Genomic DNA, 14,074 nt, shown 5'->3' with positions numbered 1-14,074 from the left:
GGCTGGACGTGATCCGCATCCTGCACGGCGCGCAGGACGTGGACCGCCACCTGCACGACTGATCAATCCGCCCCGCGCATCGGCTGGACGTATTGCAGCGCCATGTCCCAGGGGAAGAAGATCCAGGTGTCCTGGCTTACGGATGTGATGTAGGTGTCGGCCTGCTTCTCACCCTCGGGTTTGGCATAGACGCAGGCGAAATGCGCCTTGGGATACAGGCTGCGGATCAGCTCCAGCGTCTTGCCGCTGTCCACAAGGTCATCGACGATAAGCACGCCCGAGCCATCGCCCATCACGTCCGGGTTCGGAGCCTTGATGACCTGCGCTTCACGGCGCTGGTCGGCCTTGCCGCCGCCGGAGTGGTAGGACTTGACCGAGATGCTGTCGACCACGCGGATGTCGAGTTCACGGCTGACGATCATCGCCGGGACCAGCCCGCCCCGGGTAATGCCGACCACGGCCTTCCAGGTCCCGCCCTCGCCCGGCCCCTTGCCGTCTAGCCGCCAGGCCAGTGCGCGGGCGTCGCGGTGGATCTGGTCCCAGCTGACGTGAAACCCCTTTTCATGCGGCAGGCGGTCGGCGGACATCGGTCTCTCCCTCAGGTGGCGACGATCTTGACGCCCAGCAGGGCCAGCGCGGCCCCGAAGCAGCGGTCGATTACGGTTTTCAGGCTGATATAGGCCGCCCGTGTGCGGTCCATCGAGAAGATGCGGGCGACAAGGCTGTTCCAGGCGGTCTCCATCAGCAGGATCATCGCGATCAGGCAGGCCAGCACCCAGGTGGGCGTGCCGGGGCTGATGGTGCCAAGGAAGATCGAGGAATACATGACCACGGCCTTGGGGTTCGACAGGTTCGTCCAAAGCCCCAGACGGTAAGCCGCGAAGGGCGACCGGGGCACGGGCCGCGCGTCATCGGCGATGAAAGGCATTTTCGCGTCGCGCCACAGATGCCAGGCCATCCACATCAAGTAAGCCGCCCCACCAATCTTCAGCGCCCACAAAAGCGACGGCGCCGCATTGAAGATCAGGTGCAGCCCGAATATCGCCGCCAAGGCCCAGATCACCGCGCCCGAGGCGATGCCCAGCGCCAGCATGACCCCGGTGCGAAAGCCTTCCGTCAGACCCGTCCGCGCCGACATCAGCACCGCAGGCCCGGGCGAGACGACCGCGAACAACACCAGCCCCGCAAAGGCCAGGAAGGCGGCATTGCTCACTGGCCACCCTCTTTCCGGCCCGTCACCAGGTCGATGTCCGGCGCGTCGATCGCCTTCATGCCGACGGCGTGGTAGCCCGCATCGACATGCAGGTTCTCGCCCGTTGTGCCCGACCCCAGATCGGACAACAGATACAGCGCCGCCTTGCCGACCTCTTCCTGCGTCACGTTGCGGCGCAGCGGAGAGTTCAGCTCGTTCCACTTCATGATATAGCGGAAATCGCCGATGCCGCTGGCCGCCAGCGTCTTGATCGGCCCGGCAGAGATTGCGTTCACCCGGATGCCGTCACGCCCCAGATCCTCGGCCAGGTACTTCACTGAAGCCTCCAGCCCTGCCTTGGCGACCCCCATGACGTTGTAATGCGGCATGACCTTTTCCGCACCGTAATAGGTCAGCGTCAACAGGCTGCCCCCGGCCGGCATCATCGCCGCCGCCCGCTGGCACACGGCCGTGAAAGAATAGACCGAGATGTCCATTGCCAGCGCAAACCCCGCGCGGCTGGTATCCACATAGCGGCCCCGCAACTCGTTCTTGTCGGCAAAGCCAATGGCGTGGACCAGGAAATCCAGTTGCCCCCACTCCGCCTTCAGCGCGGCGAACAGCGCATCGATGCTTTCGTCGCTTGCCACGTCGCATTCGAACAGCTTCGGGCTGCCCAGGCTTTCCGCCAGCGGCTCCACCCGTTTCTTCAACTGCTCGCCCTGATAGGAAAACGCCAGCTCTGCCCCCTGCGCAGCCACCGCCTGCGCGATGCCCCAGGCAATCGACTTGTCATTGGCCAGGCCCATGATCAGCCCGCGCTTGCCCTGCATCAGTCCAGTTGACATTCCCGGCCCCTCACCCACTTTTCGTTGCCAAAGACGTGTAGGCGAAGCCGGGACTTCCTTCAAGGCAGGTCCTCCGCCTACGGCAAGCGTTCCCGTCACGCCCAGGGCAAGGAGTTTTCATGGACCGGACCGGCATCTTCGCGGGCAGTGACCCTTTCGCCATCGCGCGCGCCTGGCTGACCGAGGCCGAGGCGAGCGAGCCGAACGATCCCAACGCCATCGCACTTGCGACGGTCGACCCCGACAGCCTGCCCAACGTCCGCATGGTGCTGCTGAAAGAGATCGAAGCGGATGCCTTCGTGTTCTACACCAATTACGGCTCGAAAAAGGGGCAGGAGATCGCAGCCTCGGGCAAGGCGGCCTTCGTGCTGCACTGGAAAAGCCTGCGCCGCCAGATCCGCGTGCGCGGCAGCGTGACCCGTGAGGATGGTCCGAAGGCCGATGAATACTTTGCCAGCCGCAGCCTGAAATCGCGCCTTGGGGCCTGGGCCAGCCAGCAGTCGCAGCCCCTGACCTCGCGTGAGGCGCTGATGGCCGAGGCGGCAAAGGTTGCCATCACCAAGGGACCGAACCCTGCCCGCCCGCCTTACTGGGGCGGCTTCCGCATCCATCCGGTCGAGATCGAGTTCTGGGCCGACGGCGCATTCCGGTTGCATGACCGTTTCCGCTGGAGCAAACATGACGCAGCGGCAGACTGGGAGATCACCCGTCTGAATCCCTGACTTTTCGACGTAAAGAACAGTTTTTGTATCCCGGCTGCTGAATTGCCCTTGATCCCGGCAGGCCATTTCCGCCATCAGTGCGATCTAGGGCTCATTCTGGGGAGAAGGCTCTGTCAATGACGGAAGAAGAAGAGGTCATGCAACTCGTGCATGGTCGCGTAAAGTGGTTTGATCCATCCAAGGGTTTCGGGTTCATCGTTTCGGATCAGACTGACGCCGACATCTTGCTGCATGCCAACGTTCTGCGGAACTTCGGCCAGGGGTCCGTCGCTGACGGGGCCGGAATCGAAGTGCGCATCCAAAAGACGCAGCGTGGGGTTCAGGCGGTCGAGGTGCTGCGGATCGACCCGCCGGAAGGCGTCATCCTGCCGTTTGGCGAGGATGCGGCGCAGATGGTCAGCGAAGACATCCTCGCGCTCGATCTGGAACCGGCCCGGGTCAAGTGGTTCGACAAGGGCAAGGGCTTTGGATTTGCCAATGTTTTCGGACGGCCCGAAGACGTGTTCGTCCATGCCGAAGTGCTGCGGGTCTCGGGCTTTGCCGATCTGACGGCGGGCGAGGCGGTGGCCTTGCGCATCATCGACGGGCGGCGTGGGCGGATGGCCGTGCAGGTCGTCTCGTGGGAAGCCGCCAACCGCACCAAGACATGACAGGCGCGCGCCTCTGGGCGGCACTTGCGCTGATCGTTCCGGGCAGCGCCTGGGCCGATGCGGCCTGCGCCCCCGGCCGGCTTGATGTCCGCTGGGAGGGCGGGCGCGAGAATTTCGTGGTCGAAGTGGCCGATGACAATGCCGAACGGGCGCAGGGGCTGATGTTCCGCGAGACGATGCCGCTCTCGGAAGGGATGCTGTTCGTTTATGATTCGCCCCGGCGACCCAGCTTCTGGATGAAGAACACGCTGATTCCCCTGGACATGGTCTTTGCCGATGTGACGGGCACCGTCACCCGGGTCCATGCGAACGCGATCCCCGGGGACCTGTCTCCGATCGACGGGGGCGAGGGGGTGATGTTCGTGCTGGAAATCAACGGCGGCCTTGCGGCCAGGCTGGGCATCGCTCCCGGCGCCGTGCTGCGCCATCCGGCGATCCCGGCACAAACGGCCGCCTGGCCTTGCGAAGGCTAAGCCTTTTCATTCCGCTGCGATCCCGCTAAAGGGGCTGCGTCGGGGCGTAGCGCAGTCTGGTAGCGCGACGGTTTTGGGTACCGTAGGTCGAGAGTTCGAATCCCTCCGCCCCGACCACTTCCTTCCAGTCGCAACCGGGTCAGGCCAAATTTCTTTAGTAAGAAATTTGTCAAAATCCTTCCTTAAGGATTTTGTGCGTCGCGCCCCCGTCTTGCGAGCCGACCCCGGCGGCCCATATTCTGCCCGGAAAGGGGCCACCCATGACCATCGCCTTCGATCATTCCTATGCCCGCGACCTGCCGAACACCTTTCTGCGCGTGGCCCCCGACCCGGCCCCGGCGCCGAAGCTTCTGGTCCTGAACCGCAAGCTTGCCGCCGATCTCGGTCTTGATCTGACCGAAGCCGAAGCCGCCCTCTGGTTTTCCGGCGCCGAACTGCCGCCGGGCGCCGACCCCATCGCACAGGCCTATGCCGGCCACCAGTTCGGCGGCTTCTCGCCGCAACTCGGCGACGGCCGGGCGCATCTTCTCGGCGAGGTTATCACCCCTGATGGCCGCCGGTTCGACATCCAGCTGAAGGGCTCGGGCCGCACGCCGTTTTCGCGGGGCGGCGACGGCAAGGCCGCCATCGGCCCGATGCTGCGCGAATACCTGATCTCGGAGTTCATGGCGGCCGTGGGCGTCCCCACCACCCGCTCCCTCGCCGTCGTGGCGACGGGCGAGGAGATCTGGCGCGCGACAAAGCTTCCCGGTGCGGTCCTGGCCCGCGTGGCCGCCAGCCACTTGCGCGTCGGGACCTTCCAGTTCTTCGCGGCCCGGGGGGAAGGCGACAAGGTCCGGCAGCTTGCCGACTATGCCATCGCCCGCCACTACCCCGACCTTGCTGGCGCCGATAACCCCTATCTCGCGCTTCTCGACGCCGTCATCGCCCGCCAGTCGCGCCTGATCGCGGACTGGATGGGCCTTGGGTTCATCCACGGCGTGATGAACACCGACAACATGGCGATTAGCGGTGAGACCATCGACTACGGTCCCTGCGCCTTCATGGAAGGCTATGCGCCCGGCACCGTCTTCTCCTCGATCGACCACCAGGGCCGCTATGCCTATGCCAACCAGCCGCTGATCCTCGGCTGGAACCTTGCCCGGTTGGCCGAGACGCTGGTCCCGCTCCTCGACCCCTCGCGGGATACGGCCATCGACATCGCCAACGACCGCCTGACCGGCATCGCCGCCCGCTACCGCCGGGACTGGCTGGCCATGATGCGCCGGAAGCTGGGCCTTGTGGGTGAAGACGCGGGCGACGCCCAGTTGGCCGACGATCTGTTGACCGCGATGGCAGGCGCCGACTGGACCCTGACGTTCCGCCGCCTCGCCGATGAAGCCATGCTCCGCCCCCTCTTCGATGATTTCACCGCGATGGAGGCCTGGCTTCCGCGCTGGCGCACACGCGCGGGCGACGGCGTGGCCCAGCGCCTCGCCGCCGCCAACCCCGCCGTGATCCCCCGGAATCACAAGGTCGAAGCGGCGCTGACTGCCGCGACGGAGGGCGACATGGCCCCCTTCCACGCGCTCCTCGCCGCGATCCAGACGCCCTTCGCCGAAGCCGAGCCCTTCATGCTCCCCGCCCCCACCGGCTTCGGCCAATACGTCACCTTCTGCGGCACCTGACCGACCGCTCTCTGGTCGACGTCGTCTCCTCGTCGCGCGCCAGCGAGAAGCGGCGAAATCGACGACGAGCCTCCCCGCAGATTGACGCCCCCCTTGATCCCCGCCACCATGCCTGCATGGCCGACCGCTCCGACATCCACGACCGCCTCGCCGCCTCCCTCCGCGCCGCGCGGAAAGCCCGCGGCCTGTCGCTTGACGCCGCCGCGAAACTCTCCGGCGTCTCCCGCTCCATGGTCAGCCAGATCGAACGCGGCGAATCCTCGCCCACCGTCGCCACGCTCTGGGCGCTGACCCAGGCCCTGCAACTTGACTTCGCGGGCCTTCTGGAAGGCCGCCCCGCCCCCGGGATCGAGATCACCCGCGCCAGCGCCGCCCCCGTGATCCAGCGCAACGGCGTCACCATCCGCATCCTTTCCGCCCCCGAGTCCGTCGGCCATCACGAGGTCTATGAACTGGCCTTTCGTGAAGGCGCCAAACTCACCTCCGACCCCCATTCCCCCGGCTGCCGCGAGCACCTGACCGTCCTCGAAGGCCGCCTGACCGTCACCTCCGGCGATGCGACCGACGACCTGAATCCGGGAGACGTCGCCCGCTACCCCGCCGACCGCCCGCACGAGATCGCAGCCCAGGGCGCCGCCCGTGCCATCCTGATCGTCCAGGACAGCTGATTTCCACTATGGCGGACAAAAATCCGTCAAGTTGACACACGACCCACGATCTGCCATTTTCCGCCAAACCGGAAAGGGTTCTGCCATGACGGACGCCACTGCCTTCCTCGACCACATCACCGCCACCCTCGCCCAGATCGACGCTGACGGCTTGATGAAACGGGAACAACTGATCACTGGCGCCCAAGGCGCGCATGTCCGGATGGCCGGACGCGAAATGCTGAACCTCTGCGCCAACAACTACCTCGGGCTGGCCTCCGACCCCCGCCTGATCGCCGCCGCGAAACAGGCGATGGACGACCACGGCTTCGGCATGGCCTCGGTCCGCTTCATCTGCGGAACGCAGGACCTGCACCGCGAACTGGAAACCCGCCTCGCCGCCTACCTGGACCAGGACGACACGATCCTTTTCGCCGCCTGCTTCGATGCCAACGGCGGGTTGTTCGAGCCCCTCCTCGGCCCCGAAGACGCCATCATCTCCGACGCCCTGAACCACGCCTCGATCATCGACGGCATCCGGCTCTGCAAAGCGAAACGCTACCGCTACGCCAACAGCGACATGGCCGACTTGGAGACCCAACTGCAGGCCGCAAAGGCTGACGGAGCCCGCTTCATCCTGATCGCCACCGACGGCGTCTTCTCGATGGACGGCTACTACGCCAGACTCCCCGAAATCCGCGCCCTGGCAGACGCTTATGGTGCGATGGTGATGGTCGACGACTGCCACGCCACCGGCTTCACCGGCCCCAAAGGCGCAGGCACCCCGGCCCGTGCCGGAGTGAAGGTCGACATCCTCACCGGCACCCTCGGCAAGGCCCTTGGTGGAGCCCTGGGCGGCTACATCGCCGGCCCGCAGCCGGTGATCGACCTCCTGCGCCAGCGCGCAAGGCCCTACCTCTTCTCCAACGCCCTGCCTCCCGCTGTCGTCGGCGCCGCATTGGCCGCGCTCGACATCGTGGAACAAGCCGACGACCTCCGCGCCCAACTCACCGCGAACGCGACCTACTGGCGAGCGGGCCTCACCGCCGCAGGCTTCACCCTCCTCCCCGGCGACCACCCGATCATTCCCGTGATGCTCGGCGACGCCAAACTCGCGCAAGCCATGGCCGCCGACCTCAACACCCGCGGCGTCCATGTCGCGCCCTTCTTCTTCCCCGTCGTCCCCAAAGGCCAGGCCCGCATCCGTACCCAGATGAACGCGGCCCTGACCCGCGCCGATCTCGACTTTGCGCTGGACGCCTTCACCGCCGCCGGAAGAGCCACGGGAGTCCTCGGATGACCGAAGACCCTGCGCTTGCAATCTACGCCGCCAATGCCGCCACGATGGCCCGCCGCTATGACAGCGTGACGACCGACACGGTCCTCGCCGGGCTGATCGACCTCATCCCGACCCCACCGGCCCCGGTCCTCGACATCGGCGCCGGTAGTGGCCGCGACACCGACTGGTTCCTGTCGCGCGGCCATGCCGTGACCGCCGCCGAACCCGTCGCCCAGTTCCGTCAGATGATCGTCGCCCGCGCCCCGTCCGCTACTGTCGTGGACAGCGCGCTTCCTGATCTTGCGGGTCTCTCGGGACGTTTCGGCCTGATCCTTGTCAACGCCGTCTGGCACCACCTCGACCCTGCGGCGCGCGACCAGGCACTCCAGCGACTGGCCGCTCTCCTGACCCCGGACGGTCGCCTCTTCCTCGCCCTCCGCCGCGGCCCGGTCCCCGCTGGCGCCCCCCTGCACGACCTTGACCCTGCTGCCGAGACCGCCCGCGCCGCCGCCGCAGGGCTGGCGCTCCTCCGCCGTCATGACGCCCCCGCCCATGACGCCGAAACCGCAGCCGCCGGGATCAGCTGGACCTGGCTTGCCCTTGCGAAGGACACCGGAAGATGACCGACCACCGCCCCAACGAAATGACCGTCCTCGCCAAGTCCAAACCCGAAGCGGGCCTCTGGATGGAAACCCGCCCCGTCCCGGAGATCGGACCCGACGACGTCCTCATCAAGATCCACAAGACCGGCATCTGCGGCACCGACATCCATATCTGGAACTGGGACGCCTGGGCGCAGAAGACGGTCCCGGTCCCGCTTGTCACCGGCCACGAATTCGCGGGCATCATCGTGGACAAAGGCCGCAACGTCGAAGGGCTGGAGATCGGCCAGCGCTGCTCGGGCGAAGGCCACCTGATCGGCAAGACCTCCCGCCAAAGCCGGTCGGGCAAGTTCCACCTCGACCCCGAAACCCGCGGCATCGGCGTCAACGAACCCGGCGCCTTCGCGCAATACCTGCGCCTGCCTGCCTTCAACGTCGTCCCCCTCCCCGACGCCATCGACGACGAGATCGGCGCGATCCTCGATCCCCTCGGCAACGCCGTCCACACAGCGCTTTCCTTCGACCTGATCGGCGAAGACGTCCTGATCACCGGCGCAGGCCCCATCGGCATCATGGCCGCCGCCGTCGCCCGCCATGTCGGAGCGCGGCATGTCGTCATCACCGACATCAACCAGGCCCGGCTTGACCTTGCGGGTCAGGTTGCCGACGTGGTGCCGGTGAACGTCGCGACTACTGACCTCAAGTCCGTCTACCCCAGCCTCAAGATGTCCCAAGGCTTCGACGTGGGCATGGAGATGTCCGGCTCCCAGCAAGCCCTCGACCAGATGGTCGAACACATGGTCATGGGCGGCCGCATCGCCATGCTGGGCATCCCGCCGGGCAAATCCCCGGTCGACTGGAGCCGCATCGTCTTCAAGGCCATCACCATCAAGGGCGTCTACGGCCGCGAGATCTTCGAGACCTGGTACAAGATGATCGCCATGCTGGAAAACGGCCTCGACATCCGCCGCGTCATCACCCACCGCTTCAAGGTGGCCGACTTCCAGGAGGGGTTCGCCGCGATGCGCTCGGGTCTTTCCGGCAAGGTCGTGCTGGACTGGACCTGAAACCGGAAACGGCTTTCCCTTCGTCAAAATCCCCGCTGCAGTAAGACCCGGGCCACTCTGCGTCCTTCACGCAGAGTGGCCCGACAAAAGGCCTTCGCGCCGTCAGCCGCTCTGTTTGAAAGCTGCGGCAGCCCTTGCACCCGTCACCTCTGCCCCCAAAATGCCCTGAAATGACCCAGAGCCGTTAATCGGCGGTTCACCATCATGCTGCGACCCTGCCGACATGGGGAAAGGAGATGACACAATGGACGGATCGCCCGCCAAGGGCTTTGCCGAGACGTCCGCCACGGCTTTCGACGCTGAAGGCCAGGCCCGACCGGCGCCTGCCGTTGTGCTGGTCGAGGGTAGCCGCTTCCGCGTCCGGTCGCTGCGCCTTGCCCCGGGTGAGTCGACCTCTCTGAAATCCCACATGCATCGGTCGGAGCACTGGGTCGTCGTCGAGGGCACCGCCGAGATCACCATCGGCGTCCTGACCCGGCTGCTGGTCGAGGGCGAGGCCGCGCATATTCCGCTGGGCCGACCGCACCGCCTGGAAAATCCCGGACGGCTGCCGGTCGTGCTGATCGCCGTGGACTCGGGGACCTATCTTGCCGATGACGACGTGATCCACCACGACTGAGGCCTCCTCGCTCCCTCCGGTCGCTCCTCGGTGGTCCCCGCGAGGAACGACCGGAGGGAGCGAGGAGCTCGCCACATGGTAAAGACCACGCAAAGGCCGCCGCCCAACCCCTTGATTTCCCTAGGCCACAGAATCCGTCCGGCGTGGACAGCCGGCCAGAAACCCCGGTTTACACCGCCCCCCGCATCGGCGATAACCAGCCGGTAGCCGCGCCTAGGGTCCGCCATGCTCCTCCTGATCGACAACTACGACAGCTTCACCTACAACCTCGTCCACTACTTGGGCGAGCTTGGCTCAGACGTGGTCGTGAAGCGGAACGACGCGCTGGAAGTCCAGGACGTGATCGCGATGGCCCCGGAGGTCATCGTCCTTTCCCCCGGCCCCTGCGATCCCGCCGCCGCCGGGATCTGCCTGCCGCTCACCAAGGCCGCCGCCACTGTCGGCATCCCCCTCCTCGGCGTATGCCTCGGCCACCAGACCATCGGTGAGGCCTTCGGAGGCCACGTCGTCCGCTGCCACGAGATCGTCCACGGCAAGATGGGCACCATGTACCATTCCGGCAAAGGCGTATTCCGCGGCCTGCCCTCGCCCTTCCAGGCGACCCGCTATCATTCCCTCGTCGTCGACCGCGCCACGCTTCCCGCCGACCTCGAAGTCACCGCCTGGCTCGAAGACGGCACGATCATGGGCCTGCGCCACCGCCACCACCTGATCGAAGGCGTCCAGTTCCACCCGGAATCCATCGCCTCGGAACACGGCCACCAGCTTCTGCGGAACTTCCTTGACGAAGCGAAAGCCAAGGTCCCGGCATGAGCGACACCCTCAAGCCCCTGATCGGCATTGCCGCCAACCGCCCCCTCACCCGCGCCGAGGCCGAAGCCGCCTTCAATGCGCTGTTCGAGGGCGAAGGAACGCCCGCCCAGATGGGCGGCTTCCTGATGGCGCTTCGCACCCGGGGCGAGACGGTCGACGAATACGCCGCCGCGGCATCGGTGATGCGGTCCAAATGCAACGCCGTGAAGGCCCCGGCCGGTGCCATGGACATCGTCGGCACCGGCGGCGACGGCAAGGGCACGCTCAACATCTCCACCGCCACCGCCTTCGTCGTGGCCGGAGCCGGTGTCACCGTCGCCAAGCACGGCAACCGCAACCTCTCCTCCAAATCCGGCGCGGCCGACGCGCTGACCGAACTTGGCCTCAACGTCATGGTCGGCCCTGACATCGTGGAGAAGTGCCTGGCCGAAGCCGGGATCGGCTTCATGATGGCCCCGATGCACCACCCGGCGATCCGCCATGTCATGCCGGTCCGCGCCGAACTTGGCACCCGCACGATCTTCAACATCCTCGGCCCCCTGACCAACCCCGCCGGGGTCAAGCGCCAGCTGACCGGCGCCTTCTCCGACGCGCTCATCCGTCCAATGGCCGAAACGCTCCTCACCCTGGGGTCCGAGAAGGCCTGGCTCGTCCACGGCTCGGACGGCACCGACGAGATCACCATCTGCGGACCAACTTCCGTCTCCGCCGTCGAAAACGGGGCGGTGCGCGACTTCACCGTCCACCCGGAAGACGCCGGGCTGACGCCCCACCCGTTCGAAGCCATCCTTGGCGGCACCCCGGCGGAAAACGCGGCAGCCTTCCGCGCGCTTCTTGACGGGGCACCCGGGGCCTACCGCGACGCGGTCCTCCTCAACGCCGCCGCTGCCCTTTTGGTGGCCGACAAGGCGGGAACCCTGACCGAGGGCGTGGCGTTGGCCCGTGAGTCCATCGACTCCGGCGCTGCGAAAGCCAAGGTCGAGGCCCTGCGCCGCCTGACGAATGCCTGAGAAAGACCGCCGATGACCACGATCCTCGACCGCATCAAGGCCTACAAGCTGGAGGAAGTGGCCCAGGCCAAGGCCGCCGTGCCGCTGTCGGACCTCGAAGCCGCCGCCAGGGCCGCCGCCCCTCCGCGTGGCTTTGCCCGCGCGCTGAAGGACGCGACGCTGACCGGCTACGGCCTGATCGCCGAGATCAAGAAGGCGAGCCCCTCCAAGGGCCTGATCCGCCCCGATTTCGACCCTCCGGCGCTGGCGAAAGCCTATGAGGCCGGGGGGGCGACCTGCCTGTCGGTCCTGACGGACGCCCCCAGCTTCCAGGGCGCGGACGAATACCTTGTCGCCGCCCATGACGCCGTGTCCCTGCCCTGCCTGCGCAAGGACTTCCTCTACGATCCCTACCAGGTCACCCAGTCCCGCGCGCTGAACGCGGATTGCATCCTGCTCATCATGGCCTCGCTAGATGACACGCAGGCCGCCGACCTGGAAGCCGCCGCGATGGCCCTTGGCATGGACGTCCTGATCGAGGTCCATGACGAAGCGGAACTGGACCGCGCCGCGCTGCTTAAATCTCCGCTGATCGGCATCAACAACCGCAACCTCCACACCTTCGAGGTCACGCTGGAGACCACCCGCCGTCTGGCCCGCCGCGTCCCCGAAGACCGGATGATCGTCGCCGAAAGCGGGCTCTACACGGCGGACGACCTCGCCGACCTCGCCCAATACGGCGCGCGCTGCTTCCTGATCGGCGAAAGCCTGATGCGGCAGGCGGACGTGACGGCCGCAACCCGGGCGATCCTTGCCAAACCCTTGACCGCGCAGGGCGGGCTGTGACTGGCCTCTCGCACTTCGACGACCGGGGCCAGGCCCATATGGTCGATGTGTCGAGCAAGCCGGTCACCGATCGCGTCGCGGTCGCCGTCGGTGCCGTTCGGATGAGCCTTGAGACCCTCACGCTCATCACCGAAGGTCGTGCAAAGAAGGGCGATGTCCTGTCTGTCGCGCGGCTGGCGGGGATCATGGCGGCCAAGAAGACCTCCGAGCTGATCCCGCTCTGCCATCCGCTGCCCATCACCAAGGTCGCGCTGGAGCTGACCGCCGACCCGGGCCTTCCCGGTGTCAGGATCGAGGCGACCGTGAAGACCTCGGGCCAGACAGGAGTCGAGATGGAGGCGCTGACGGCTGTGTCCGTGGCGGCGCTGACGGTCTATGACATGGTCAAGGCGGTGGAGAAGTCGATGGTGATCGACGGCATCCGGTTGATCCTGAAAGATGGCGGTAAATCAGGCCGTTACGAGGCGACCTGATGATTTCGGTTGAAGAGGCGCTTGCCCGCTGCCTGGCCCTTGCCTCTCGCTTGCCGCCGCAAGCCGTACCGCTTGCGGAGGCCGCGGGCCGCTGGATGTGCGCCCCGGCTGTTGCCACCCGCGATCAGCCCCCGTTCCCGGCGTCGGCGATGGATGGCTATGCCGTCGCGGGCAACCCGGGACCGGACGACAATTTCCTGGTGATCGGCGAGGCGGGCGCGGGCCATGCGTTCGAGGGTCAGGTCGGCCCGGGACAGGCCGTGCGCATCTTCACCGGCGCCCCGGTGCCGCAAGGGGCCACGCGGGTCATCATCCAGGAGGATGTGGTCCGGCTCGACGACCGGATCCTTCTGAAGGAAGGCCTCGACACCGCCAGCCACATCCGCCCGGCGGGACAGGACTTCCGGTCCGGAGACAGCCTCTCACCCCGCCGCCTTCGCGCCAATGACCTGGCGCTGCTGGCCGCGATGAACGTCCCCTCGGTTCAGGCGACCCGCAAGCCCGTCGTCGCAATCATTGCCACCGGCGACGAGCTGGTGATGCCAGGGGAAGACCCCCGCCCCGACCAGATCATCGCCTCGAACAGCTTTGCCCTGAAGGCGATGGTCGAGGCCGAAGGTGGCCATGCCCGCCTGCTTCCCATCGCGCGGGACAATGCCGAGGAGCTGGCCACGGTCCTGGGCCTGGCCGAGGGCGCCGACCTGATCGTGACCATCGGCGGGGCCTCGGTCGGGGATCATGACCTGGTGGGAAAGACCGCCGGGCTGGAGCATGCCTTCTGGAAGATCGCCATGCGCCCCGGCAAGCCCTTGATGGCGGGGCGGCTGAACGGCGTACCGATGCTGGGACTGCCGGGCAACCCGGTCAGCGCCATCGTCTGCGGGCATCTGTTCCTTCTGCCCATGGTGCGCGCGATGCTGGGTCAGCCTGCCCCCGCACCGCAAGCCCGCAAGGCCCGCCTGGCGGTGGACCTGCCGTCGAACGGTCCCCGGGCGCATTACATGCGGGCACGTCTGACGCCTACCGACGGCATGCCCGAGATCGCGCCCTTCGACCGGCAGGATTCGGCGCTGCTGTCGATCCTTGGGCAGGCGGATGCACTCCTTATCCGGCCCATCGAGGCCCCCGCCTGTCGCGCCGGGGACACGGTTTCCTACCTGCCGCTTTAGACGCTTGTGGATATTTCT

General features: G+C 66.6%; 17 protein-coding genes and 1 tRNA gene. 15 read left to right on the top strand and 3 right to left on the bottom strand.

From position 1 onward, the window contains the following. Positions 1–62: 62 nt before the first annotated feature. Genes gpt through fabI form a run of 3 tightly spaced genes read right to left on the bottom strand, consistent with a single transcriptional unit; the run spans position 63 to position 2,040 of the window. On the bottom strand, positions 63–587 hold the full coding sequence (gene gpt / locus E8M84_RS14875; protein WP_137112009.1) for a xanthine phosphoribosyltransferase: 525 nt from the start codon (positions 585–587) through the stop codon (positions 63–65). Between the two features lie 11 nt (positions 588–598). Beyond that, the gene (locus E8M84_RS14870) at positions 599–1,213 is read right to left on the bottom strand and encodes a LysE family translocator (RefSeq protein WP_137112008.1); all 615 of its coding nucleotides are present in this window, start codon (positions 1,211–1,213) and stop codon (positions 599–601) included. Beyond that, positions 1,210–2,040 (bottom strand): enoyl-ACP reductase FabI, encoded by an 831-nt coding sequence (gene fabI / locus E8M84_RS14865; protein WP_137112007.1) that lies wholly within the window; start codon positions 2,038–2,040, stop codon positions 1,210–1,212. Before fabI ends, E8M84_RS14870 begins: the two co-directional genes overlap by 4 nt. A gap of 119 nt (positions 2,041–2,159) precedes the next feature. On the opposite strand from fabI, the gene pdxH reads away from it, so the two are divergent. The 15 genes from pdxH to glp all read left to right on the top strand — a co-directional run bounded on the left by pdxH (position 2,160) and on the right by glp (position 14,056). Beyond that, positions 2,160–2,762, top strand: a complete 603-nt coding sequence (gene pdxH / locus E8M84_RS14860) for a pyridoxamine 5'-phosphate oxidase (RefSeq protein WP_137112006.1) — start codon at positions 2,160–2,162, stop codon at positions 2,760–2,762. Between the two features lie 116 nt (positions 2,763–2,878). Continuing rightward, complete coding sequence (locus E8M84_RS14855; RefSeq protein WP_137112005.1) at positions 2,879–3,412, top strand: cold-shock protein; 534 nt, start codon at positions 2,879–2,881, stop codon at positions 3,410–3,412. After that, complete coding sequence (locus E8M84_RS14850) at positions 3,409–3,885, top strand: DUF192 domain-containing protein (protein ID WP_137112004.1); 477 nt, start codon at positions 3,409–3,411, stop codon at positions 3,883–3,885. The genes E8M84_RS14855 and E8M84_RS14850 overlap by 4 nt, the downstream gene beginning before the upstream one ends. Positions 3,886–3,925: 40 nt before the next feature. Next, a tRNA-Pro gene (locus E8M84_RS14845) sits at positions 3,926–4,002 on the top strand. A 143-nt stretch (positions 4,003–4,145) separates the two neighbouring features. Beyond that, positions 4,146–5,552 carry a YdiU family protein gene (locus E8M84_RS14840; protein WP_137112003.1) on the top strand — a complete coding sequence of 469 codons (1,407 nt, stop codon included), beginning with the start codon at positions 4,146–4,148 and terminating at the stop codon, positions 5,550–5,552. Positions 5,553–5,668: 116 nt separating this feature from the next. Beyond that, positions 5,669–6,220 carry a helix-turn-helix domain-containing protein gene (locus E8M84_RS14835; protein ID WP_137112002.1) on the top strand — a complete coding sequence of 184 codons (552 nt, stop codon included), beginning with the start codon at positions 5,669–5,671 and terminating at the stop codon, positions 6,218–6,220. An 85-nt stretch (positions 6,221–6,305) separates the two neighbouring features. Beyond that, complete coding sequence (locus tag E8M84_RS14830; RefSeq protein WP_137112001.1) at positions 6,306–7,499, top strand: glycine C-acetyltransferase; 1,194 nt, start codon at positions 6,306–6,308, stop codon at positions 7,497–7,499. Continuing rightward, on the top strand, positions 7,496–8,101 hold the full coding sequence (locus E8M84_RS14825; RefSeq protein WP_137112000.1) for a bifunctional 2-polyprenyl-6-hydroxyphenol methylase/3-demethylubiquinol 3-O-methyltransferase UbiG: 606 nt from the start codon (positions 7,496–7,498) through the stop codon (positions 8,099–8,101). Before E8M84_RS14830 ends, E8M84_RS14825 begins: the two co-directional genes overlap by 4 nt. A gap of 20 nt (positions 8,102–8,121) precedes the next feature. Then, a complete protein-coding gene (gene tdh, locus E8M84_RS14820) occupies positions 8,122–9,147 on the top strand; it encodes an L-threonine 3-dehydrogenase (RefSeq protein ID WP_137112764.1) in 1,026 nt (341 codons plus the stop codon). Positions 9,148–9,391: 244 nt separating this feature from the next. Next, a complete protein-coding gene (locus E8M84_RS14815) occupies positions 9,392–9,766 on the top strand; it encodes a phosphomannose isomerase type II C-terminal cupin domain (protein ID WP_170971958.1) in 375 nt (124 codons plus the stop codon). A 225-nt stretch (positions 9,767–9,991) separates the two neighbouring features. Continuing rightward, the gene (locus E8M84_RS14810; RefSeq protein ID WP_137111998.1) at positions 9,992–10,579 is read left to right on the top strand and encodes an aminodeoxychorismate/anthranilate synthase component II; all 588 of its coding nucleotides are present in this window, start codon (positions 9,992–9,994) and stop codon (positions 10,577–10,579) included. Beyond that, positions 10,576–11,589 carry an anthranilate phosphoribosyltransferase gene (gene trpD / locus E8M84_RS14805; RefSeq protein WP_137111997.1) on the top strand — a complete coding sequence of 338 codons (1,014 nt, stop codon included), beginning with the start codon at positions 10,576–10,578 and terminating at the stop codon, positions 11,587–11,589. Before E8M84_RS14810 ends, trpD begins: the two co-directional genes overlap by 4 nt. Before the next feature lie 12 nt (positions 11,590–11,601). Beyond that, positions 11,602–12,414 carry an indole-3-glycerol phosphate synthase TrpC gene (gene trpC, locus E8M84_RS14800; protein ID WP_137111996.1) on the top strand — a complete coding sequence of 271 codons (813 nt, stop codon included), beginning with the start codon at positions 11,602–11,604 and terminating at the stop codon, positions 12,412–12,414. Continuing rightward, entirely contained in the window at positions 12,411–12,887 is a 477-nt protein-coding gene (gene moaC, locus E8M84_RS14795) for a cyclic pyranopterin monophosphate synthase MoaC (RefSeq protein ID WP_137111995.1), read from the top strand. Before trpC ends, moaC begins: the two co-directional genes overlap by 4 nt. Then, positions 12,887–14,056: a gephyrin-like molybdotransferase Glp gene (gene glp, locus E8M84_RS14790; protein ID WP_137111994.1), complete on the top strand. Its 1,170-nt coding sequence runs from the start codon at positions 12,887–12,889 to the stop codon at positions 14,054–14,056. Before moaC ends, glp begins: the two co-directional genes overlap by 1 nt. The last annotated feature ends 18 nt before the right edge of the window (positions 14,057–14,074 follow it).

The sequence above is a fragment of the Rhodobacter sp. SY28-1 genome (assembly GCF_005222785.1).
In the GTDB taxonomy this organism is placed as follows: domain Bacteria; phylum Pseudomonadota; class Alphaproteobacteria; order Rhodobacterales; family Rhodobacteraceae; genus Tabrizicola.
This window is presented reverse-complemented; position numbering and strand designations above follow the sequence as displayed.